Below are 23,122 nucleotides of genomic sequence, written 5' to 3' on the forward strand. Positions count from 1 at the left end.
CCGACGCGCCGCGCTGGCCAAGCCTGCGCCGGTCTGCGCGGTTGCGTGGCGGACGGCGGCGGGGGTGTGGTCCACCCGAAGCGTCAGTGGCCGGCCGAACCGTTGAAGACCGAGTGCAGCGAGACACCGATTCCGATCCCGCGTGAGCTGACTTTGCTGCTGTCGGCGGCGGTCCAGAAATGGCCGAGTGAGTACATGGTCACCAACGGGGAAGGCAAGCCCGCTCCCCCGTGGCAGATCGAACGGCGAATCCGGGAGCTCCGGACGGCGGGCACCGTGCCGGGGTTACCCGAGGCATTCACCTTCCACGATCTGCGGCACTACTTCGCGTCGCTGCTGATCGCGAAGGGCGCCGATATCAAGACGGTGCAGGCCCGGCTGCGTCATGCCAGCGCCAAGACGACCTTGGATACCTACGGGCATCTGTGGCCGGACGCAGACGAGTCCACCCGGACCGCAATCGGTGGAGTGATCGCGGAGTGGGTGGACTCGGCTACAGCTGTTGCGGACGTATTGCGGACGGAAGGCGGTTCGTGAATGCTCCGCCGCAGGTCAGGCCGCTATGGCGGCTTACACGTCGAAGTACAGCTCGAACTCGTACGGGTGCGGGCGCAGGTTCACCGGCGCGATCTCGTTTTCGCGCTTGAGGGTGATCCAGGTCTCGATCAGGTCCTCGGTGAAGACGTTGCCTTCGGTGAGGTAGTCGTGGTCCTGCTCGAGGCGGTCGATGACCGAGGCCAGGCTGGTGGGGGCCTGCGGGATGTTCTTGGCCTCCTCCGGCGGGAGCTCGTAGAGGTCCTTGTCGACCGGGGCCAACGGCTCGATCTTCTTCTTGATGCCATCCAGGCCGGCCATCATCATGGCGGCGAAGGCCAGGTACGGGTTGCCCGAGGAGTCCGGCGCGCGGAACTCGAGACGCTTGGCCTTCGGGTTGTTGCCGGTGACCGGGATGCGGACCGCGGCGGAGCGGTTGCGCTGCGAGTACACCAGGTTGATCGGGGCCTCGTAGCCGGGGACCAGGCGGTGGTAGGAGTTCACCGTCGGGTTGGTGAAGGCCAGCAGCGACGGCGCGTGGTGCAGGATGCCGCCGATGTAGTGACGCGCCAGGTCCGACAGGCCGCCGTAGCCGGCCTCGTCGTGGAACAGCGGAATGCCGTCCTTCCACAGCGACTGGTGCACGTGCATGCCCGAGCCGTTGTCACCGAAGAGCGGCTTCGGCATGAAGGTGACGGTCTTGCCCTCCTGCCACGCGGTGTTCTTGACGATGTACTTGAACAGCTGCAGGTCGTCGGCCGCGGCGAGCAGGGTGCTGAACTTGTAGTTGATCTCGGCCTGGCCCGCGGTGCCGACCTCGTGGTGGCCGCGCTCCAGCTCGAAGCCGGAGTTCTGCAGGTTGGTCGAGATCTTGTCGCGCAGGTCGACGTAGTGGTCGTACGGCGCGACGGGGAAGTAGCCGCCCTTGTTGCGGACCTTGTAGCCGCGGTTGCGGGTGCCGTCCGGGTTGAACTCCTTGCCGGTGTTCCAGGAACCCGAGACCGACTCGATCTCGTAGAACGCGCTGTTCATGCCGGAGTCGTAGCGGATCGAGTCGAAGATGTAGAACTCCGCCTCGGGACCGAAGTACGCGAGATCGGCGATACCGGTCGAGCGCAGGTACTCCTCCGCCTTGCGCGCGACGTTACGCGGGTCGCGGCTGTAGGCCTCCCGGGTGAACGGGTCGTGCACGAAGAAGTTCATGTTCAGCGTCTTGGCGGCCCGGAAGGGGTCGATCCGCGCCGTGCTGTAGTCGGGCAGCAGCAGCATGTCCGACTCGTCGATGGACTGGAAGCCACGGACGGAGGAGCCGTCGAACGCTAGCCCTTCCTCGGCGAGGTCGGTGGTGAAGGCCTTCGCCGGGATCGAGAAGTGCTGCTGCACACCGGGAAGATCGCTGAATCGGATGTCGACATACTCGATGTCCTCATCAGCGATGTACTTGATGACCTCGTCGGCCGTGCTGAACGTCACTTGTTCTCCTTACGGATCGGTTCCCAGCCAGTGTCGATTGCGTGGGTTCGTCGCGACCAGACGCTATGGATGCCGTGTTTCCCTGCCGTCAAGCCCGTGTTTCGCCAGTGTTACACGTGCGTCTGGACGGGTGGCGCTGACCACCCGGGCTCGAACAGCATGGTAGTCCTGCCCCAGTACACCGTGCCCGCCGACCTGAACTCCGCATATGCGGCATCCGGCGGCTGACGGCGCGAGCCTATTCTGGATTCCATGGCACGCATCACCGGCTCCTGGCTTTCCGGCCCGCCGGCCGACCCCGGCGATCACGCAACCTCCGAGTTCCCCGGTGAACTCCTCGGTCTGCCGAAAACCGGTGCGGGCTCGCTGGCGGGCATGGGCCGCCGGATCGCCGCCCTGTTCGTGGACTGGCTGATCGCGCTCGGTATCGCGACACTGCTCGCGCGCACTAGTTCGGCGTCGAGTCTGACCCTGCTGATCTGGTTCGTTATCGGCGTCACCGCGGTGTCACTGTTCGGCTTCACACCGGGGCAGTACTTCCTGCGGCTGCGGACGGTCCGCATCGACGGGCCGGTGCCGGTCGGCTTCGTTCGTGCGCTGGCCAGGCAGGTCTTGCTGCTGTTCGTGGTGCCCGCGTTGTTCACCGACGCCGACGGTCGCGGCATGCACGACCGGGCAACCGGCACCGCGCTGGCGAATTCGCGCTGAAGCACCCCGGCCTCGACTGACGGGTGGGCTTGGGCCGAAGAAACACGAGAGCCCGCGTCCGTCGAGAAACGCGGGCCCCACACGTAGCCGCGGTCAGCGGCGGCGGATGGTTCGCTGCACGCCACGCATCTTGGCGCCGGCCGGCATCGGCCCCTTCGGCAGCGCGGGCCCGCTGCGCGCGCTGAGCGCGGACAGGCGGCCTTCGATGAGCTCCATGCGTTTGGTGTCGATATTGCGGGGCAGCTTGGTCAGGTAGCGCTGCAGGTCCTTGATCGGAACCTGGCCCTCGTCGTTGCCGATCACGACGTCATAGATCGGCGTGTCGCCGATCAGCCGTGCGGTGCGCTTCTTCTCCTGGGCAAGCAGTGATTTCACCCGCTGCGGCGCGCCCTCGGCGACCAGCACCACACCGGGCAGGCCGACCACCCGATGCACCGCGTCCAGCTGCGTGGTGGCGGCGACACCGTTGCTCACCCGCCACTTGCCCTGCAAGTTGTCCAGGACCCACGCCGCCGCACCCGCCTGGCCCTCGGCCTTGCGGTAGACGCTCTTCTGCACCCGGCGGCCGAAGATGATGAACGCGACCAGCGCGCCGAGCACCACGCCGAGCGGCACGAGGAACCAGGTCAACCCGAAAATCAGGCCGATCACGACGGCGAGGGCGGTGATCCCGACCAGCGCGCCGATCATCAGCGGCAGCAGCAGCTTGTCTTCCTTGCGCTGCATCTGGAACGCCTGCCACAGTTGCCTGCGGCGTTCACGCGACTGCTGCTTGCGGGCCGCCTTCGCCGCGGCCTTCGCTTCCTTGGTGGGCTTACCTGCTGCCATGATTCTCAGGATAGTGCCCAGGTAGTCGCCGCTTTGCTCTGGGCGAGCGGCGTCGATCAATTCCAGCCGCGCCGGCCGATCGACCCGAGCGCAGTGAGATCCAGATCACCGGACGCCTCGGTCCAGCCCATGGCGCGCAGTTCCACCGGGGCGGCCACGCCGAGGGCTTCGTGCAGGCCGACGGCGACCGAGCGGGCGAACTCGAGCAGGCTGTTCGGCGCGATCGGCCAGAACAGGGTTCTGGTCCAGTTTCCCGCGTCGTGTCGTGGCGGCGGCTCGTGCCAGCCGAGTGCGCGCAACTCCTGCGCGGCGGTGTCCGGTATCGGCTGACTCAGGTAGTTGTTACCGGCCAGCTCAGCGGACAACTTGATGTCGTATTGGACGAATTGGACGAAGCGGTTGCCGGGCGCGGCGATGATCAGCGTGGCACGAGAAGGCAGCTCGGAAAGACAGCGAGCCAGCGCTTGCACGAACCCATCCCAGTCCGCGGTCACCTGCTCGCTCATTCCTTCCCGCGGACGTCAGCACTGGCCCGATCATACGCTGCCCCGCAAAGTACATGACGCGAATTGCATTGCGCCCCGGCCGAGTTCACCAATGTTATAGCCATCCCAAATGACAGCTTTCCGAAATTACTCTGCGGCATCGCCATTATCCGGCCGGGACCTGCGGTTTCTCGGGCGACAATCGGTGCCGGCAGAGCCCGGCGAGACGATTCGGCTCGACCGGACGCATCATCCCGGTCACGACAGCGGATGTCGGGTCCAGGATCGGGTCGATGATGTCCAGAACCGCTCGTCTTGCCGCGAGCCGTGAGCGATACGGTCGGGGTATGTCTGTGCGGAGTTCCAGCGGTTCGTTCGGGGACTATTCCCTCGAACGTCTGCTGGGTCGCGGCGGTATGGGTGAAGTGTGGCTGGCCCACGACAACACCGGCAGCACCGTTGCGCTGAAGGTGTTGTCCGCGGCGTACTCCGCTGATCCCGGCTATCGGCGGCGCTTCGAGCAGGAGGCGCGGCTGGGTGCACAGGTGCACAACGCTCACGTCGTGCCGATTCACGCTTTCGGCGAGGTCGACGGGCATCTGTTCTTGGAGATGGCCTACATCGAGGGTGTCGACCTGGCCACCCGGCTACGTGCGGGCGCTCTGGCGCCGGCCCGAGCGGTCGAGGTCATCTCCCAGGCCGCCGAAGCGCTCGACGCCGCGCATGCGGCGGGGCTCGTGCACCGGGACGTGAAGCCGGGCAATATCCTCGAGCACCGCAGCGGTTTCGTATACCTGATCGATTTCGGTATCGCCCGCGCCGCCGACGGCACCGCACTCACGCAGACCGGTGTGGTCGTCGGCACGCTGGGGTACATGGCGCCCGAGCGCTTCACCGGCGCGGCCGATGCGCGATCCGACGTCTATTCCCTGGCCTGCGTGCTCTACGAATCCCTCACCGGAAACCCGCCCTACGGCGACGGCGACCCGGCACAGCAGATGCACGCACACCTGATGTCGGATCCCCCGTGCGCCTCACAAGCCGCCCACGGCGTCCCGCCCGCGCTCGACGCCGTCATCACGCGCGGCATGGCCAAGGAACCCGAGGCACGGTACGCCAGCGCAGGAGAATTCGCCGCGGCGGCGCGTGCGGCCTCGAGTCGGCCGGCATCGGCGCAACCGACTCCAACGGTCGTGATTCCCACGGTTTCGGACACCGCGGTATCTCGTGGTGGACCGCCGACCCGCGTCCTGACCGGCGCCGGCTCCGGGGGGCCGCGACCGGCTTCGCGTCCCGCTTCCCGGCGGAACGCTCTCCTGCGCAGGTGGGTGCCGGTCGCGGCCGGGGCAGCACTTGTCGCCGTGGCGGCGCTGTGGTTGCTGGGCGGCATCGGGTCGGGCCCCGTTCCGGATACGACCACGCGCGGTGCCTCCGCCACGGCATGGACCACTTCCCCGCTGCCATCGGGCGGCGCGCAGCCCGCAGAGACGAACCATGCGATCCGCGACGGGAACTTGGCTTTCACCGTGACCGATGTGGTTTCCAACGCGCATATCACCGGCCCCGCGACCACGGGCGGTGCCTACACGATCGTGACACTGACGATCACCAACATGTCCGCCGGCAAACAAGCCTTCAGCGTCGCCGACCAACGCCTGGTCACGACCGACGGCCGAGCCGTCGCCCCCGACGCGGGCGCGACCACCGAACTCAACTCGTCCCGCAACGACTTCGGCCAGATCGATCCCGGCCACACCAGCACCGCCCGGCTGGCCTTCGGCCTGCCCGCCAAGAACAAGAAGAACGACAAGAAGCCCGATGCCGTCCCGAGCCATCTCGTCCTCCACGACAGCCCGTCGTCACCCGGCGTGATCCTCCCGATCCGCTGACCGGCCGCCGGTGTGCCGATCTTTCAGACGACCGCACCGCGCAGTTCAGCTCACGGCTACCGGGCGGTGTTACCTTCCGGAGCATGTGTGCGCGGTTGGTGGTGAGCGTCCATGACGTCGCACCGGCGAGTGCGGCGGAGACGGCGCGCTGGTGCTCCGACGCCGACCGGTTCGGAATTCCGGTCTCGCTGTTGGTGGTTCCCGGCCCGTGGCGGGGGATGCGGCTGTCCGGCGATCCGGACTACGCGGCCTTCCTGCGGGAGCGGCGGCGAAGCGGCGACGACATCCTGGTGCACGGGTGGTCGCATCGGGCGGGGCCGGAAGGCGGATGGCCCCGCCGCGTGGTCGGGCAGGTGGTGGCCCGCGGTGCGGCCGAATTCGCCGCGCTGAACGTCGCCCAGGCCACGGAAAAGCTGCGCGCCGCCACCGAGGTCATGACCGAGGCGGGGCTATCCACAACGGGTTTCACTCCGCCGGGCTGGCTTGCCTCGCCGGGCGCCGAGCAGGCGCTGCGTGCGGCGGGCTTCACCTACACCACCTCGCATTTCGGGGCGAAGCAGCTGCGCACCGGGCAGCGACACCTCGGGTTCGCGCTCTCGCACCGGCCGGGCGGCGGCTGGCCGGAGCGATTCGGCGCGACGATGGTCGACACCCTGGCGCGCCGGACCGCCGAACGTGGCGGGCTGGTCCGATTGGCGCTGCATCCGGACGACCTGCACCGGCCGAATCTGCGCGACGTCACGCTGCGCGCCATCGACGCGGTGCTGCGCACCGGTGCGCGCGCGACCACCTATGCCGAACTGGTCGGATCGGCGGTCGGCTAGTGCGGATCGTGCAGATCGCGAACTTCTACACACCCGCCTCCGGTGGCCTGCGCACCTGCCTCGACGAGATAGGGCGCGGCTATTCGGCAGCGGGACACGACCGTGTGCTCGTCGTGCCCGGCCCGCGCGACGCGGACGAGCACACTCCGTCCGGGCGTCGAATCACGGTGCGCAGCCCGAAGTTCGGCGACGCGGGTTACCACGTGCTCACCGCCCGCCGCACCCGCGCGGTGCTCGATCGCCTCACCCCGGACGTGCTCGAGTGCAGCGATAAACTCAGCGTCCGCTGGCTCGCCTCGTGGGCGCGTGGCACCGGTGTCCCGTTGGTGTTGTTCTCACACGAACGGATCGATGCCATCCTGCGCTCCCGGGTTCCGCGCGGCTTTCCGCTCACCACCGCCGCCGATCTGGCCAACCGCCGCCTCTCGGTGCGTGCCGAAAAGGTGGTGGTCACCTCGAGTTTCGCGACCGCCGAATTCGATCGCGTCGGTGCGCGCAACGTACGCCGGGTGCCGCTCGGCGTAGACCTCGCCACCTTTCACCCCGGAAACCGACGCGGCACAACGAATTCCGCTGATCCGATCCGCCTCGTGCTGGTGAGCAGGCTGTCGCGCGAGAAGCGCGCCGAACGCGCCATCGAGGCGGTACGCGTCCTGGTCGACTCCGGTCTGCGTTGTGCGCTGTCCATCGTCGGTGACGGCCCGCTGCGTGCCAGCCTGGAACAGCTGGCAACTGGGCTCCCCGTCGTCTTTCATGGTCACCTCACCGACCGGCCCGCCCTGGCCGCGCTGATCGCCGACGCCGACATCGCGGTCTTCCCGTCACCTGCCGAGACTTTCGGCCTCGCCGTCCTGGAAACGCTGGCCTGCGGCACACCCGTGGTGGTCCCCGTCGCGGGCGCCGCGCGCGAGCTCATCGACGGTCCCGGCTCCGGCGTCATCTGCGACGGTTCACCGCAGGGGCTCGCCGAGGGGGTTCGGCAACTGCTCGCCCTGCCCACGGCACAGCGCCGCCGTGCGGCCCGGGCTGCCGCGGAACGCTTTCCGTGGTCGGCGACGGTCGAGAGCATGCTGGCCCTCTACGCCGACTACGAGACCGCTCGCTCCGCCTGACATCGGCCGTGCTCCGCACAAACGGAGCCGGCAGGCACAGCGAACGGGATCACCGGGCGCGAAGTACGCGCCGGCCAGGCGACAATTGGGCCGGCACCGCGGGATGGGACTATGCGACCTTCGCCGGCATTATTTTCTCGACCCCGGACGTGTCCCGTTCGTCGTGCAGCGTCGGCGAGTTCGCCAGTAGCGCGACACCCGCGATCACCAGCGTGGCCGCGCAAGCCAGCAGCGGCAGTCGCAGTTGCACCTGCGCCGTGAAGAGGATCGTCCCGACCAGATAGCTGAGTACCGGGTCGGTGATGGTCATCGCCGTCAGCGCCGTGGGCAGCGACCCGCGGGCATATGCTTCCTGCGTCAGGACACCGCCGACGAACGTCGACACCGGGATACCCAGTAGCGCCCAGCTCGGTTCCGGCAGCCTGCTCGTCGCCAGCACGACCAGGACTGCCGTGGTGACGAAACAGCATCCGGCGGCTACCGCCACCAGCGCGGAGCGCAGCTGCGTGGAACGGACCGACCTGGACGCGCCGAACAGCAGCACGACCGCGACCACCACGCCGGCACCCGCCTGCGGCAACAGGGATGTCTTCACCTCGGAGTGCACGGAAACGCCCTGTGCGACGAGCAGTATCAGGCCCGCGCACACCGCCGTCGTCCCGGCCCAGTCCCGCGCGAGCAGCGTACGACCACGCCGCAAGGCAGCCAAGGGCAGAGCGAACAGCAATTGCACGACCAACAACGCCTGCACCACCGCGATGCCGCCGAAACTCAGCGCTACCGCGTGGACGACGAACCCCGCCACGTTCGCGCCCTGCCCCGCCAGCCAGCGCCGGTCGGTGACCACCCGACGGGCAACCGCTGCGATCAGCAGCAACCGGCCCTGCCCGGCGTGGGTTGCCGCTTGCCGCGCAGCGCCCTGTTGCAGCGCCGCGGACACCGCGAACAGAAACGCGGCGAGCAGTGCCAGAGTCACCGCCGCCACGGCGCCGCCGGACCCGGCATCGAGTTCGTCCACCGCGTCCTGCACCGTGCCGATGCTGGCCTACCTGGATGAACGCAGGATGGCGGGCGGACGACGGCTCGCCGCCGACCACCCCGGTTCCGGGGGCTGAACACCGATCGGGGCAAACTCGATAGTCCTATGGTGAGTAGTCCTATGGTGAGTGAACGATCCGTGCTGTTACGCGCCTTGTGCGGGCTGCTGCTCCTGCTGGGAGCTATCACCCCGGCAACGGCGAGCGCTGAGCCACTCGAGGTGCCCTTCCAGTGGACCCAGGCGTTCATCGACGGCACCGACGGCACCCGGCTGCACGCGGACATCTTGCGCCCGGCCGGTGTCTCCGAGGACACCCGAACTCCCGTCATCCTCACCGTCAGCCCGTATCGTGCGCATCTGGCGTACCTGAGCGAACCGCGCCCGACCGGCGGACCGTCCACCGACAACCTCAGCGCCGAATTGTTTCTCACCGCGGGCTACACCTATGTCATCGTGGACCTGCGCGGGTTCGGCGGGTCCAGCGGCTGCCCGGATTTCGGCGGCCCCGGCGAACGCGCGGACGTGGCCTCCGCGGTGGAATGGGCGGCCCGACAGCCGTGGTCCACCGGGAAGGTGGGCATGTTCGGCGTCTCATACGAAGCGTGGACCGGGCTGATGGGCCTGGCCACCAAGCCGGCGGGCCTCGCGGCGGTCGCCGCGTTCGAGCCGGTCGTCGACCCCTATTCCTACCTGTATATGCAGGGCGTCGCGTGGAAGTTCTCCGGCAAGCCGATCACCGAAAGCGGCGTACGGCCGGCCGACCTCGCCGGGCTGGAGCATCTGCTCATCGCCTCCACTCCGCCGCGACCCGAGGACAGCGGCGAATATCAGTCCAACGCAACGCAATTGCCGTGGCAGTGCTATCAGCACTACCTGACCGAGATCGCCGGGCACAACCCGGACACTGCCTTCTGGCACGATCGCGATCTCGTCGCCCCCTTGCACGGCAACACGATTCCACTGTTCCTCGGTCAAGGCTTCCTCGACGCCAACACCAGGGCCTACCGGGTATTCGACCTGTGGAACGGCCTCGGACCCGGAGCACACCGGGCCTGGTTCGGTCAGTGGGGCCACCGCACCTGTCACGACAGCTGCGGCACACCGCAGTTCGACACCGAACTGCTCGCCTTCTTCGACAAGCACGTGGCGGGCCGCGACGTCGAGATTCCCGGGCCGCGGATCACGGTCGGCCAGTTCGACGGCCGCTGGCGCGCGGAGACCGCGTGGCCGCCCGCCGACGCGCAGCGGGTCCCGGTCGAGTTGCGGCCCGGCCGGTATATCGACCGCGGGCTGGTTCCCGGACCCGACCGCGAAGTCTGGTCGGTGTCCGCGCCGCTGGACCAGGACCAGCACCTGTCCGGTATCCCGACCGCGACGCTGCGCCTGAGCGGCCCGCCCACCGCCACCGTCGTCGTCGAGCTCTACGACATCGCGCCCGACCTGCGCGCCACCGTCATCACCCGGGGCATCGCCCCCGTCGCAGACACCGCCGAGGTGCGGCTACTCGCTCAGGACTGGCCGATCTCGGCCGGACACCGGATCGGCGTGCGCGTCACCGACGTGCTCGACGACGTGTGGTCGCACTCCCCGGCCTTCGCCCCGGTCACGGTGACGGCGGCGAGTGTCGAGCTGCCGTTGCTGACCGGCGAGCGTCAACCCGACCTGACCGGCGGGCTCGCCGAGGGCATTGTGAAGTGGCGAAATGCGAAGACGATCGCCCTCGATCCCGGCATGTTGAACAATGCAATGGTGTCCAACCTGCCGAAGTCCATGAACCTGCCGGAGCCCATGGACCCGCCGAACCGCACGGCTGTCCGATGACCGAACCGGTCGACGACCCGACGGCCGAACGCCTCGCTGCCGCGTTGCGCTGCGCGACCGTGTCCACCGACGACCCGGGTGACGCCGACGATGCCGCGTTCGAGCGCCTCGACGCCCACCTGGAACGGTCCTTCCCGCGGGTACACGCCGAACTGGAACTGCAGCGCTTCGGGCACAGCAGGCTGTACCGGTGGCCGGGCAGCGAGCCCGGCCGGGTCGCCGCGATCCTGCTCGCGCATCAAGATGTGGTGCCGGTGGACGACCCGCAGCGCTGGACTCATCCGCCGTTCGCGGGCGTGGTCGATGACGAATACATCTGGGGCCGCGGCGCGATCGACGACAAGAGCCGGGTGCTCGCCATTTTGGAAGCGGTCGAGTCGGCGCTGGCCAGGGGCCTGCGGCCGCGGCACACGGTGTATCTGGCGTTCGGGCACGACGAGGAGGTTGTCGGCGGGCAGGGCGCCGAGCGCATGGCCGAGCATCTGCGCCAGGCGGGCGTGCACGCGGACCTGCTGCTCGACGAGGGCGGTGTGATCACCGCCGGCATCGTCGAGGGTGTGCGGCAACCGGTGGCCACGATCATGCTCGGCGAGAAGGGCTTCGCGACGGTGCGGCTCTCGGTCAGCGAGGTGGGCGGGCATTCATCGATGCCGGGCAAGCACACCGCGGTCGGCCGGATCGCGCGGGCGGTGGGCAGGATCCAGGACCATCCGATGCCGCTGCGCATGACGCCGGTGATCGCGGACATGCTGGCGCGGTTGCGGGACGTCCTGCCCGAGCCACGCCGTCGCCTGCTCGGGCTCGCCCGCGTCGCGGCGCCGGTGATCGCCCGGGTGATGGCGGCGCAGCCGCAGGCCGAGGCGATGGTGCGCACCACCGCCGCCCCCACCGTGATCCGCGGCGGGGTGAAGGCGAACGTCTTGCCGCAGCACGCCGAGGCGTTGGTGAACTTCCGTATCCTGCCGGGCGACTCGGTGGCAGCGGTGCTGGCACACTGCCGGAAGGTGGTGCGCGACAATGGTATTCGAATCGAATTGGTGGGCGTCTCGACAGAGCCGTCGGATATCACCGGCCCGGGTCCCGCCTTCGGCTCGATCGCCGATCTCGCGCGCGCCGTCGTCCCGGGGATCGCGGTGACCACCGGAATCGTTCCGGGCGCGACCGATTCCAGGCACTACCACGACCTGGCCGGCACCCGGTGCAACTTCGCCCCGATCGTGCTGGACAAGGGCGATCTGGCATCGATTCACGGAACCGATGAGCGGCTGTCCCGAGTCAACTACGCTCGTCTCATCGAGTTCAACCGGCGCCTGATCGAGCGCTTCGCGGCGAGCGGCGCGCCACTGACGTCAGGAGCCGATGCATGACGACCGAGCCACCCGAGCCACCCGCCGCGCTCGCGCTGCGCACCGCGTCGGGCGAATTCGACGGCATCGGCAGCGAGGTCGCGTGGCGCGCGTGGCTGCCCGACGGGCCTGCGCGTGGCGTGATCGTCCTGGTGCACGGTGTCGCCGAGCACTCCGGGCGCTACGCTCACGTCGGCCGGCGCCTGGTCACCGCCGGTTTCGCGGTCTATGCGCTGGACCACATCGGCCACGGCAAGTCGGCGGGCGGCAAGGCCAATATCGGTTCGATGGAGGGCGCCGCCGACAACGTCGCCGCCATGCTGGCCATCGCGGGCCGGGAACAGCCCGGCATCCCGCGTCTGCTGCTCGCGCATTCGATGGGCAGCCTGATCGTCCTGTATCTGGCCACCAGGGCGCCGATCGACGTGGCGGGAATCGTGCTGTCCGCGCCGCCGCTGGACATTCCGGTGGGCAACCGGCTACAGCGTATGCTCGCACCGGTGCTGAGCCGGCTCGCCCCGAACCTCGGTGTGCTGAAACTGGATTCCGCGCAGATCAGCCGTGATCCTGCGGTAGTCGCGGCCTACGACAACGATCCGCTGGTCTACCGGGGGATGCTGCCCGCCCGCACCGGCGCCGAGATGCTGAAAGCGACCGATACGGTCAAGGCTCGACTCGCGAAGCTCACCGTGCCGCTGCTGGTGCTGCACGGCACCGCCGACGCGATCGCCGCGCCGTCCAGCTCGGATCTCATCGAGCGTGGAGCGGGCTCGAAGGACCTCACCGTGATCCGCTACGAAGGTCTCTACCACGAGGTGTTCAACGAGCCCGAGCAGCAGCAGGTGCTCGACGATGTGGTCGGTTGGCTGGAAGCGCATCTTACCGAACAGTAGTATCCCGGCATGAGAACTACCGGATCCATCGCGTTCATCCGTGCCGGCTGGCACAGCTCGATCGTCGGCAAGGCGTACGAGGGCTTTCTCGCCGAATACACCGACCTCGGCTTCGACCCCGCCACCGTAGACGGGTACGAGGTGCCGGGCGCCTTCGAGATCCCCCTGCATGCCAAGCGTCTCGCCCACTCCGGCCGGTACGCCGCGATCGTAGCGGCCGCCCTGGTCGTCGATGGCGGGATCTACCGGCACGACTTCGTCGCCTCGGCGGTGATCGACGGGCTGATGCGAGTCCAACTGGACACCGACGTGCCGGTGTTCTCGGTCGTGCTCACCCCGCACCACTTCCACGAGCACAGCGAGCACATCACGTACTTCACCGAGCACTTCGTGACCAAAGGCGCCGAAGCGGCCCGGGCCCTCGCGGGGACGCTGCGCTCGCTGGGGTCCCTTCCGGTGTAAGCGGCTACCGGACACTCGTCAGGCGCGCATTCTCCCCGGCACGCGATCTCGTGGCGTGGCCGGATCAGCCCAGATGGGCCGACAGTAGCCAGGCCGGGACCGACTTGCGGCCGTTGGGCTCGTCGCGGATGCCCTCGAACCGGAAACCCGTGTCCGCAGGCAAGTCCGCGGGGATGTCGCCGTGGATTCGCGCCGGCTTGATCTCGTCGATCACCCAGTACTTCGACACCGCCGCACGCAGTTCGTCGGCGGTGACCGGCGAGGGGCCCGGTTCGGGTGCGTCGGGCAAGGCAGCCCGGTCGAACACCAGCACGAAATACGACGCGCCCGGCGCGGCGGCACGCGCGATCGACTGGAGGTAGCCCTCCCGCGAGTCGACCGGGATCGAATGGAACAGCGTGCTGTCGACGATGGTGCCGAAGCGACCGTCGTAGCCGGTGAAGGAACTGATGTCGGCGACCTCGAAGGAGGCGCTGGCCAGGCCGCGCCGGGTAGCCTCGGCGCGGGCCAGCTCGATCGCGGTCGGTGAGAGGTCCAGGCCCACGGTGGTGTAGCCCCGCTCGGCCAGATACAGCGAGATCGCCGCCTCGCCGCATCCGACATCGAGCACATCGCCATGGAATTTGCCCTGCTCGATCAATGTGGCGAGTTCCGGCTGGGGTTCCCCGATACTCCACGGCGGTTTGCCACCCGGCCCGAATGGGCCCCCTGCGCCTCGATAGATGGCGTCGAATTCGAAATCGCCCGGTGTAGTCATAACCCACGAATATCAGGGCACCCGACACATTTCTGGGACCTGGGCCGCGACGCGCCCGGCCTGCTCAGGGCCGGTGCGCCGGTGTGGGCGACGCAGGCACTGTTCCGGTCGCGACTGTCCGGCCCGACCGCTCAGTTCGTCGCCTTGCGATGGTGACCTGCCACGACTCCGCGGCATGGTGATGGACTGTGCGCTGCCCAGGGCGCCACAGGGTTTGCGGTCCTCGCGCAGATCGTCGTCTGCGCCAGGACGGGTAGCTGCGGGCCGGTTCAGTGCAGGCGGATTCGGGCGATGAGGGCTCGATGGTCGGAGCCGGGGACGGTGAGGCTGTGCAATTCTTCGGCGGTGGCGTCGGCCAGCAGGATGTGGTCGATGCCGATCACCGGGCCCCAGGCGCGGTCTTCCGGGAACGTGAGCAGCAGGCCCGCGCCGGTCTGATCGGCGGCCGAGGCGAAGCGGCCGCGCAGCAGGTCACGGTAGGCGGTGTGGTCGCGGGTCGCGTTGAAATCGGCGCCCACGATCGCGGGGCCGTGCTGCGCGTCGAGGATTTCCCGGGTCTTGCGCATCTCCGCAGACCAGGCGGGGAAATCGAACGGCGGTGGAACCGGATGGAACGCGAAGACGGCGATCGGCCCCCGTTCGGGGTGATCCATCGTCGAAGCGATGTTCGCGAGGATGTATCCGTCGTATTTCTTGTTGTCGCGCAACGGATATCGACTGTAAATCCCAGTACCACCACCGCCGTCGCGGGTGGGCTCGGTGTAGTGGTAGGGCAGTTCATCGAGCAGGCCCGCACCCGCCAGCCGCTCGACAGCCTCGTTGGTCAGTTCGTCGACGGTCAGCACGTCCACCCGGTTGTCCCGCACCGCGCGGACCACGGCAGTCGAATCCGCCTTGCCGAACAGCAGATTCGATTGCATCACCGTCATCGGCGCCCCGCTCGCGGCCCGCCCCTCCGGCACGAACGCGGGCACCAGCGTCCACAGCACCGCCACCGCCAGCGCCCCGGCCACCGCCGCACTGCGCCACCCGCGCGCGGTCAGCAACAAGACGACACCGACCACCGCCCCGATCATCAGGTACGACGCCCCGGAGGCCAGCAACACCAGCCACCGGCGCTCCCACGCTCCGAAATGCAACACGATCCCGACGGCGCCCACGACAACAGCGCACCACCCCACACCGAGCAAAGCCCGGTCCATCCAATTACGCATGCGGCCGAGCCTAGGCAACACCGGCGCAGCCCTGGCGTCCGGCATGTGTGGACGTTCTCGCCGCGCCGATCAGGCGCGGAGAAGGGTTATTCGGTGTCCGGCCGGGCTGGTGGTGTCACCGAATCGGGTGCGTTCGGTGATAGGGGCGGCTTCGGTGCGGCAGTCGAAGATCACCAAAACCCCGGTGGACAAACCGATACGGTCGAGATATCCGTCCAACTGGACCAGCCCCTCCTCCAGTGGATCCGCGCGGCTATCTCGCCACACCTTCAATTCGAGGGCTTCCCGCTGCTCGGCGCGGTGCCCGTCCGCATCGGTGTAGGGCTGCCGGACCAGCAGGTCTATTCGACCTCGCCCCACCCCGTATTCACGGTCGACATACCCGCCACCGTTCACGATCCGGTGCAGGAACGCCATCAACACCAATTGGGGCGCGACCTCGCGATAACTCTGTTTCGACGCCAGGATCTCCCCGTGCAGCTTCCAGAACGAAGCGAACTCCTCCAATAGCCGGGGAAAATCCAGTCGGCCGTCATCGAACCGGAAACGGTGCGGCTCGGCGGTGATGTTCTCCTCGATCCCCGAACCCAACCCCCGGACGATCACCTCGTTATAGATCGGGTTCGCCACCCGCACCGGCTTGTCCCGCGCGATCAACCCCAGATCCCGGACATAGGACAACGCATCGGTGAATTCGATATCACCGTCCACATCTCTGCCCGCCAGCAGTGGTTCGATCACTTGACGCACCCGGGGCTCGGTGAGCTTGTCCACCAGCGAATCCAGATGGGTGGCACGAGCCACGATCAACCGCTCCTTGGCCTGGTCGATGTGCTCGTCGGTGATGGTGGTCTCGACTCCCATCTTGTCGATGACCTCGGCGGCAAGGGCATTGACCAGCCACGGCTGGCCCTGCGTGTAGTGGTAGGCCAGGTCCAGCGCGCGGGAGCTGAATTCCTGCCGGGTTTCGGCAGTGTGCTGGGCATACAGGGCGGTTACTTCGTCGCGGGTGAAATCGCCGAGGCGGATGGATTCGATCTTGATATTGAAGGGGCTCGCGGTGCCGAGCCGGGTGGGATCTACCCCGGAGGCAACCTTGTAGTCACGCACATCCCGCAGCCCGCACAGAATGATGGAGTGCACGAAGCCGTCTCGGTTGGTGGTGAAACCGTCCCGCAATTGACGCAACACACTGACCAAACTCGCATCCCGAAGTGCATCGATCTCGTCGAAGAACAGCACTAACGGTCGAGGACACTGGTCGACCCACGCACTGAGGGCATTGCCCAGCATGGTCCCCGGTGCGGCATCCGGCCAGGATGACGGGGGAAGCAGATCCGAAGGAAGCTCCGCGATCCTAGCGGCATTTCGAATCCGGTCCAGGATCGCCCGCTCCGCGGCGGCGATATCGTCGCCGAACGGGCTGGCCACCTCACACGAGAAATGCAGTGCCAGATACTCACCTTCTGCGGTGAGCCGTCGAGCGAGTTCGGCTAAGACAGTGGTTTTTCCGGTCTGCCGTGGGGCATATACCACGAAGTACTGGCCGCGGGCGATATACCGATAGGCTCCAGGAAGTCGGTCGCTCGTGGGCACCATATAGTGCATATCCGGATCGCACGGTCCGGTGGTGTTGAAGTACTTCATGTGTCCCTCCCTGACTTACTGCAAGCAGCCCGATGCGAGCTCTCCGGCAGCCTACTCAGGACGTAACTACTCAGGAGGGCACGCCGAGCCGACGACTCACGATGTTCGCCACGACCCGCGTCGCGTCCGTGTGTCCAACGGAAGCCGAACGAGCATCCGATACCACTGCACCCGGCCGAACCATACGGCTACCAGGTGTCCACTTCCAATCGCTGGAGGGCGGCGTCGACCCACGTGGTGAATCGGGTCACGAGGTCGGTAGGGGTTGCGGGATAGATCGAGATGTGCCGACCCCGGACTTCGGTGTAGCGACCGTCGTCGGCGATGTCGTACCACTGGAGGACGTTCCACGGGCGGGACATGGTGTTGATCGAGCCGGTGAGCAAGCCGGCGCTGCCGCCGCCGTCGGCTGGGCGCTGTAGGAGGCGCTGATATCGCTCGCGCGGGGTGTTGCGGGCGACGTCTTCGAAGTAGTCGCCGCGAGGGCGCAGGTCGTCGGGGTGGAAAGTGGCGGGCGATTGGGTGCCCGGCGGCCGGGCGGGGATCGATTTCACCAGACGGGTAGGCAGGTTCTCAGGACTGTGCAGCTGCAGTCTGATGGCACCGTCTCGAGCGAGGGTAGCGGACTGGAACAGGGTCACCGCGTGATACGAAGTACGCGCGCCGAGGATGCGATACATGCGGACGCTGCCGTCGCCGCCTTTGTGTTTCGTTGTGCCACCGAGTATTTCGATCCTCAAATCCGAGGTGGACAGCGTGTGTAAGGCGAGCTGGATTCGTTCGAGCTCATCGACCGGGTAGCGTGCGCGCACCGTGTTCCGGTGCGCGTCGAACTCGTCGCGTAGCGCGAATCTGCTGCGGTAATGCAGCGGATTCGGGAAGCGGTCGTTGGCGTCGCCGTACCAGAGGGCGGCGAAATCGTCAGGGTCGAACGTCCATTCATCCATTCCAAGGTCCGATCGGTTCGTGCCGAAGGCCGATAAGTAAGGCCGGTAACTTTCTGCTGCGCTGCAAGGCAATTCATGCAGCAGCGAGCCGACATGCGCGGTTGATCAGGTGGGGTTGCGGTCTCCGCCGATCACGCCGCCCGGCACCGTTCTCGGCATCTCCCCGATCAGTTCGTCGGTGTTCTCCTGGGTGATCAGGTAGTCGGGAATCTTGTGCCCGGACTCGTCCTCGGACTTGCCGCCCCTGGCCCCACCCATCCCCGGAGCCATCATGCCCGGCATACCGGACGCGGCGCGACTCGCTGACGCGGCCGCCGCGGCGGGTGCGCCGCTGGGTGTGCCCGGCACGCCGGGAACACTGCGTCCCGGTGCGCCGCTGCGGTTTTCGGGGCTACCCGGAACTCCCGGACCGTGCGGGGCGCCGGGGTTCGTCCCGGTCGGTGCCATGCCTGCCGGTGCCGTCTTGGCCGGGTCTGTCGGGCTGGGCGTGCCCGGGTCGGCGGCCATGGGGTTGTAGCCGGTCGGTGTGGTCTGCGGACCGGCCGGGCTCTGCTGTGTGGACTGGTCTCCCTGGTTTTCCGCGGGCTTGTCTCCCGGGTTTTCCGCTGGCTGGTCCGGCTTGCCCGCAGCGTTCTTGTCGTCCAAATCCAGCGGGCTCGATGGCGCACCGAGACTCGCGCCCGTCGGATTACCGCTGGTACTGATACCCGGGCTACCCGGACCCGGCGCCGAAGCATCCAGCGGCTGGGTCGGATTCACACCAACCGGCAGCACCGGAACTTTCGCATCAAAGTCGGAGAAGCGCGTCACGTAGATGTTGTTCATGGCGTCCCGCGCGCCCTGCTCGGCCTCGTTGCGGGAGCGCTCCTCCTCCGTGGCGCGCGGCGGCCAGAAATTCGCCGTCCACGAATGCGCAGCGTAGCCCGGAATCGCATTGCGGGTGTCCACGATCGCGCCCGCGGACTCGTTGATCTGGTTGGACAACTGCGTCAGCCTCGGCTCGAGCTTCCGCGCGTCATCGGTGTACCGCTTGATCGCGTCCTTCGCCGCCTCCGCAGCCACACCCTCCCACGCCTGCGAAATCGAAGCGATCACCGACCGCGCGAACGTCTCCACCCCCTGATCCCACAGCGTGGCGGCATTCGAGTACTGCACGGCAGCGTTGTAGGTGTTGTGGGTATTCAGCCCCTCGAAGGCATTCTTGATCTCCACATGCGACCACGCCCCCACATACTCCCCGCTGCCAGGAATCTGCTTCGGTTCGTTCTCCTGCATCCGGCCGCCTTCATTCCTTCGCGAACGGCATTCCCGCTGGTCGCCATACCGTCCCTCGTAGCCGGTGCGCCTGCGATGAAGATCAGGGCCGGACCGGCTCCCCCGCCCCCTTCAGCTGCTACCGACCGTATCCTGAAGCCCGGTCCGCAAGCAACGTGAACGGAACGCCTACGTCTTCCATCCCACCGGGCTCCGCAACCCTCTTGTCGACCTGGCGAAAGCCTGCACATGTCCGCCTCGAGATACCCCACCCGCCGACTTACACGGACGCCACCACAACCACAACATTCAGTTCCGGGTCAATTCGACCTCAGGTACGTGATTGTGCATGCTCTCATCCGTCGTCGGTCCTGCCGTTTCAGCCGGACGTCGAAATTGTTCTTCTTCGTGAACGGCTGGAAGATATCGAGACCGCGCCCGAGCTGGATGCGCCATCCGGTATCGGTGGTGATTTGACGATCGTGCAGGCCCTTTTCGAAGACGCACGTGAACTCTACGCCGACCTCCTCGACGGCGTCCTTGATGTCGGACAGCCCTAGGAGCTGAACCTTCCGAACTTCCGCTCGGTCGGGTTCTTCGGCCGTGCGTAGGCGCACCGCGACTGTCTCCTCCGCGGGCTTAGCAGCGACGATCTCGACGAGTAATTCATAGAAGTTGCGCAGCTGGTGTGATGTGCGAATGTACGGGTCGACGATCTCGATGGACTTGGCTCCCTTGAGATGTGGAATGAGCAGCGTCTCGAAGGAATAGCCCAACGCATTGTCCGGAATGTCAAGTGCGCCAGTACGCAGCGGCTCTACCGGTGGTCGGGTGTCGGACAAGGGCTGCGTTCCGCCCGGCAATTCGGTTGCATTCGGCTCCGGTGCGGCACCGTCTCCTGTCGTGCGGTGGTACAGGTGCGGAAAATCGAGTTCCTCCTGGGTGGGCACGGCCTTCCAGGTGCCCGCAACATCCTTGTACCCGAAGCGGACGGCGTCCATGGTCCGGTCGATGCGCAGGATCTGGTCCTTGACTCGCTTGCGTCCTTCGATCGCGAACCGGAGCAACTCCTCTACCTCGGCAGTCGTCGCGTTACGATGCGGATGAATCAGCTTCATCAGGCCTGAGAACGTCTTGCGGACGCCGTCGCGGTCACGGGTCGAGATGTCCTCGGACAGCACGAAGTGAGGCGTGTACGCGTCGGAGAAGTCTTGGGTCCGCAGGTGGCGCAACGCCTCGGCGAGGTAGTCGACGACAAATCCGTACCCGTCGGTGAACAGTTCTCGCCGGATGATCTCGACCTCCCAGCCAGGAAGGTAGCAATGGAGTCGATCGAGATATGCGGCGTCGTAATAGGACTCCGGCAGCACCTCGAACAGATCCGAGTGCGCGAGCATCGTCGGTGCCGGCCGGGAGGTGTTACCGATGAACACCATCGACGCCTCCGCGGGAATGGTTTCGACGCCGCGAGAGAACGTCTTGTTCGCCATGTAGTTCTTCATGATGTCGACGAGTGCCTTGTCGACGCGCTTCTGCCCGGCGAACTCGTCGAACGCCACTACGTCCCAGAACCCCACGAGACCGATGCGTCCGTTGGCATTGTTGACGAACAGCTTCGGAACGGTGACCTCACCGCCGGAGATGAGCATTCCGTGCGGGGAGAACTCCGAATAGACGTGCGATTTGCCGGTGCCCTTGGGGCCGAGCTCGACCAGGTTGTAGTTGCGCTCGACAAAGGGAATCAGCCGGATCAGCTGCAGCAGCTTGCCGCGCGGCGAGAGCCGGTCCGGGTCGAACCCGATGCTCTGCACGAGTAGGTCGATCCATTCCTCGGTGGTGAAACGAGCGCGGGCGGCGAGGTAGCGGTCGACATCGAATTGGCCGAGCTGAATCGGCTTGAGCCCCGCGATGATCCAGCGGTCATCGTGCGAATCGCCGGATGAATACTCGATGTCGACCATGCACCACACACCGCCGGTGAGGAGCTTGCGATGCTGTTTGACTGTCCGGTCGTCGATGGGCACCGCCTTCAAGCCCAGGTTGGAGAAGGATGCGGTGTGGATGTCCTTACGGTCGTCGAGAACGACCGAAACCTTGTCGATCACTCTGTGCCTGCCACGGTCGCGGATCGTCGACTTCACGAGCTCCGCTTCGCCGCGATGCACATAGTGCTGGGCGAGGATGTTGCGCACGCTCTCGATGCCGGCGTCGATCGTCGCATCGTCATCGGTGGCGCAGTACTGGGCGAGGAGGAACTCGAGTACGTAGCCGGGGACGACGGCGTTGCCGCGCACACGGCCTACCAGGTCTTTACGGACCACCAGTCCGGGGAACTCGGTGTTGGCCTTGCTGTCCAGAGCGGTGAACCGGGGCTGCGCGGCTGGTGTGTCCTCTGCGGGGTCGGTCACAGTTCTTCATCTTCCTGCTTGAAATCGCGGTCGGTTACGCGTGCCCACGCCTCCCGGACCGTCGTGAGTGCCGTTATCGCTGTCACTGTCAGGCGGGTTTGACCGGCCAGCTGTGAAACCCAGTCGTCCTCGCTCGGCGGCCGATCGAACAGGTAACCACCGGGCGGCCTGTTGGTCGGCCCGTATCGCTTGTACAGGTGAGAGGCCTCCGTGTCGATGGCCCCGATTCCGGCGAGCGCCCACAGGTCCCACAAGTCACGCGACGCGCGCCGATCGTGCCACGTCGCGGTCTTCGCGGCGGCGAAGGCGGGCAGCGTGGGCACCAGCAACCGTGCCGGTGGAGCGCCGCTGTAGCGCTGTTCAACTGCGCGAAGCTCGGTGGGCCACACCGATCTATCCCGAGAGGACAGCAACTGAATTTTGACGGAGAGCCCACTGCCGGTGCGGAGGTTGGCTGGCTCGGTGTCACGAACAGCAGCAAGCCTCGGCTCCCATGACAACCGACCGTGACTGCGCGCAACCGCTCTGGGGAGCGCAGCGTCGATTTCGGCGGCCAGCTCGATACGGTTACCGAGGGCGACGAGGTCGATGTCCTCGCTGAGGCGGCCGTCCGCAAGGTGGGTGCGTGCGAGCGCGGTGCCACCGATGAAGTGGAGTCGATCCGCGAAGCGGTCGGAGAGCGCCGCGAGAAGGTGGGAGATGAGGTGGTCACGTTCCACCTGCTCCGGCGATACCCCGAACCGTGCGGCGGCGGTGTCTCGTTCGTCGAGATTCACGACTGCACTCCCGCCCAGGTCTCGGCTCGGCGCAACGCGGCGACGAGACGCTGCGGCTCCGCAAGCTCAGCCAGCCGTTCCGGGTCACTACGACGGTAGAGAGCAGCGACCGCGGCGGGGACCTCCGTCTCCGCATTGCCGAGAAGCGGCCGTCGAGCAAGGTCGAGCACGGTTTGTTCGGGTGTCGTGGCCAAAACAGGGCCCAACGATGTCTCCACGCGTTCGGCATCGAGCGCCTCGGTGTCGCGTTGCACAAACCGAACGGAGGCGCGGCGGTCGGACAATGCGATCGGTTTGTGCTGACTGGGAACCGCGACCACTGCGGTGGCCAGTGCCCGGGGGATCGCACCGAGCAGGCGGGCCGCACTGACGCCCATCACTACTGCACGGTCGACCCCATAGATCGCCGACGCAATCCCCGCAGCAGCAGCTTCGAGGCCGGGCAGCCACGGGCGCCCCACCTGAGCCTGCGGTACGACGATGTAGTAGCCGTGGGCCACTCGGTGCAGGATGCCCCGGTCGGCGAGTCGCGACAGCTCGGGACGAGGATAGGCGTACACGTGGGCAGCGTCCTGTGGGCGGACCGTCCGCAGCGGTAACCGCGCCAGCTCGGCTGGCAATGGTGTCCCGCGCGTCTGCTCCACAACTCCCCTTTACTACGCATTTCGTAGGCCCCTACCCTACGAACCGAGTACTGAATCGGCA

Annotated in this window: 21 protein-coding genes; 9 read left to right on the plus strand and 12 right to left on the minus strand. The window is 67.0% G+C overall.

Going from position 1 to position 23,122, the window contains the following annotated elements; translation table 11 throughout:
- Positions 1-66: 66 nt before the first annotated feature.
- Positions 67-537, plus strand: a complete 471-nt coding sequence (locus ACT86A_RS16430; protein WP_445093010.1) for a tyrosine-type recombinase/integrase — start codon at positions 67-69, stop codon at positions 535-537.
- 33 nt (positions 538-570) lie between these two features.
- On the opposite strand, the gene glnA is transcribed toward ACT86A_RS16430, so the two are convergent.
- Entirely contained in the window at positions 571-2,007 is a 1,437-nt protein-coding gene (gene glnA / locus ACT86A_RS16435) for a type I glutamate--ammonia ligase (protein ID WP_445093011.1), read from the minus strand.
- Between the two features lie 252 nt (positions 2,008-2,259).
- Between glnA and ACT86A_RS16440 the strand changes: the two genes are divergently transcribed.
- Positions 2,260-2,715, plus strand: a complete 456-nt coding sequence (locus ACT86A_RS16440) for an RDD family protein (protein ID WP_445093012.1) — start codon at positions 2,260-2,262, stop codon at positions 2,713-2,715.
- 93 nt (positions 2,716-2,808) lie between these two features.
- Here ACT86A_RS16440 and ACT86A_RS16445 read toward each other — a convergent pair whose 3' ends face one another.
- Together ACT86A_RS16445 and ACT86A_RS16450 are read right to left on the minus strand one after the other, a co-directional pair.
- Positions 2,809-3,543: a DUF4191 domain-containing protein gene (locus tag ACT86A_RS16445; protein ID WP_445093013.1), complete on the minus strand. Its 735-nt coding sequence runs from the start codon at positions 3,541-3,543 to the stop codon at positions 2,809-2,811.
- 56 nt (positions 3,544-3,599) lie between these two features.
- Positions 3,600-4,049 carry a TY-Chap domain-containing protein gene (locus tag ACT86A_RS16450; RefSeq protein WP_445093014.1) on the minus strand — a complete coding sequence of 150 codons (450 nt, stop codon included), beginning with the start codon at positions 4,047-4,049 and terminating at the stop codon, positions 3,600-3,602.
- Between the two features lie 326 nt (positions 4,050-4,375).
- Here ACT86A_RS16450 and ACT86A_RS16455 point away from each other — a divergent pair, with 326 nt between their 5' ends.
- From ACT86A_RS16455 to ACT86A_RS16465, 3 genes are all read left to right on the plus strand, one after another.
- Positions 4,376-5,917, plus strand: coding sequence for a serine/threonine-protein kinase (locus ACT86A_RS16455; protein ID WP_445093015.1), 1,542 nt, complete (start codon positions 4,376-4,378; stop codon positions 5,915-5,917).
- Between the two features lie 83 nt (positions 5,918-6,000).
- A complete protein-coding gene (locus ACT86A_RS16460) occupies positions 6,001-6,741 on the plus strand; it encodes a DUF2334 domain-containing protein (protein WP_445093016.1) in 741 nt (246 codons plus the stop codon).
- Positions 6,741-7,853 (plus strand): glycosyltransferase, encoded by a 1,113-nt coding sequence (locus tag ACT86A_RS16465; RefSeq protein ID WP_445093017.1) that lies wholly within the window; start codon positions 6,741-6,743, stop codon positions 7,851-7,853. Before ACT86A_RS16460 ends, ACT86A_RS16465 begins: the two co-directional genes overlap by 1 nt.
- Before the next feature lie 109 nt (positions 7,854-7,962).
- On the opposite strand, the gene ACT86A_RS16470 is transcribed toward ACT86A_RS16465, so the two are convergent.
- On the minus strand, positions 7,963-8,883 hold the full coding sequence (locus ACT86A_RS16470; RefSeq protein WP_445093018.1) for a DMT family transporter: 921 nt from the start codon (positions 8,881-8,883) through the stop codon (positions 7,963-7,965).
- 129 nt (positions 8,884-9,012) lie between these two features.
- Here ACT86A_RS16470 and ACT86A_RS16475 point away from each other — a divergent pair, with 129 nt between their 5' ends.
- The 4 genes from ACT86A_RS16475 to ACT86A_RS16490 are packed head-to-tail and all read left to right on the plus strand — an operon-like array spanning position 9,013 to position 13,414.
- Positions 9,013-10,713, plus strand: coding sequence for a CocE/NonD family hydrolase (locus ACT86A_RS16475; protein WP_445093179.1), 1,701 nt, complete (start codon positions 9,013-9,015; stop codon positions 10,711-10,713).
- Positions 10,710-12,080 (plus strand): M20/M25/M40 family metallo-hydrolase, encoded by a 1,371-nt coding sequence (locus ACT86A_RS16480; protein ID WP_445093019.1) that lies wholly within the window; start codon positions 10,710-10,712, stop codon positions 12,078-12,080. Before ACT86A_RS16475 ends, ACT86A_RS16480 begins: the two co-directional genes overlap by 4 nt.
- Positions 12,077-12,952, plus strand: coding sequence for an alpha/beta hydrolase (locus tag ACT86A_RS16485; RefSeq protein ID WP_445093020.1), 876 nt, complete (start codon positions 12,077-12,079; stop codon positions 12,950-12,952). The genes ACT86A_RS16480 and ACT86A_RS16485 overlap by 4 nt, the downstream gene beginning before the upstream one ends.
- A gap of 9 nt (positions 12,953-12,961) precedes the next feature.
- Complete coding sequence (locus ACT86A_RS16490) at positions 12,962-13,414, plus strand: 6,7-dimethyl-8-ribityllumazine synthase (RefSeq protein ID WP_445093021.1); 453 nt, start codon at positions 12,962-12,964, stop codon at positions 13,412-13,414.
- 64 nt (positions 13,415-13,478) lie between these two features.
- Here the strand turns inward: ACT86A_RS16490 and ACT86A_RS16495 are convergent, their stop codons facing one another.
- The 8 genes from ACT86A_RS16495 to ACT86A_RS16530 form a co-directional block, all read right to left on the minus strand.
- Positions 13,479-14,171, minus strand: a complete 693-nt coding sequence (locus ACT86A_RS16495) for a class I SAM-dependent methyltransferase (RefSeq protein ID WP_445093022.1) — start codon at positions 14,169-14,171, stop codon at positions 13,479-13,481.
- A 269-nt stretch (positions 14,172-14,440) separates the two neighbouring features.
- Complete coding sequence (locus tag ACT86A_RS16500) at positions 14,441-15,385, minus strand: endonuclease/exonuclease/phosphatase family protein (protein ID WP_445093023.1); 945 nt, start codon at positions 15,383-15,385, stop codon at positions 14,441-14,443.
- A gap of 69 nt (positions 15,386-15,454) precedes the next feature.
- On the minus strand, positions 15,455-17,032 hold the full coding sequence (locus tag ACT86A_RS16505; RefSeq protein WP_445093024.1) for an AAA family ATPase: 1,578 nt from the start codon (positions 17,030-17,032) through the stop codon (positions 15,455-15,457).
- Between the two features lie 188 nt (positions 17,033-17,220).
- On the minus strand, positions 17,221-17,979 hold the full coding sequence (locus ACT86A_RS16510) for an ESX secretion-associated protein EspG (RefSeq protein WP_445093025.1): 759 nt from the start codon (positions 17,977-17,979) through the stop codon (positions 17,221-17,223).
- Between the two features lie 105 nt (positions 17,980-18,084).
- Complete coding sequence (locus tag ACT86A_RS16515) at positions 18,085-19,254, minus strand: WXG100 family type VII secretion target (RefSeq protein WP_445093026.1); 1,170 nt, start codon at positions 19,252-19,254, stop codon at positions 18,085-18,087.
- A gap of 299 nt (positions 19,255-19,553) precedes the next feature.
- Complete coding sequence (gene brxL, locus ACT86A_RS16520; protein ID WP_445093027.1) at positions 19,554-21,641, minus strand: BREX system Lon protease-like protein BrxL; 2,088 nt, start codon at positions 21,639-21,641, stop codon at positions 19,554-19,556.
- Entirely contained in the window at positions 21,638-22,417 is a 780-nt protein-coding gene (locus ACT86A_RS16525; protein WP_445093028.1) for a nucleotidyl transferase AbiEii/AbiGii toxin family protein, read from the minus strand. Before ACT86A_RS16525 ends, brxL begins: the two co-directional genes overlap by 4 nt.
- Complete coding sequence (locus ACT86A_RS16530; RefSeq protein ID WP_445093029.1) at positions 22,414-23,061, minus strand: type IV toxin-antitoxin system AbiEi family antitoxin domain-containing protein; 648 nt, start codon at positions 23,059-23,061, stop codon at positions 22,414-22,416. Before ACT86A_RS16530 ends, ACT86A_RS16525 begins: the two co-directional genes overlap by 4 nt.
- Positions 23,062-23,122 lie beyond the last annotated feature (61 nt).

The sequence above is a fragment of the Nocardia glycosmidis genome (assembly GCF_052545115.1).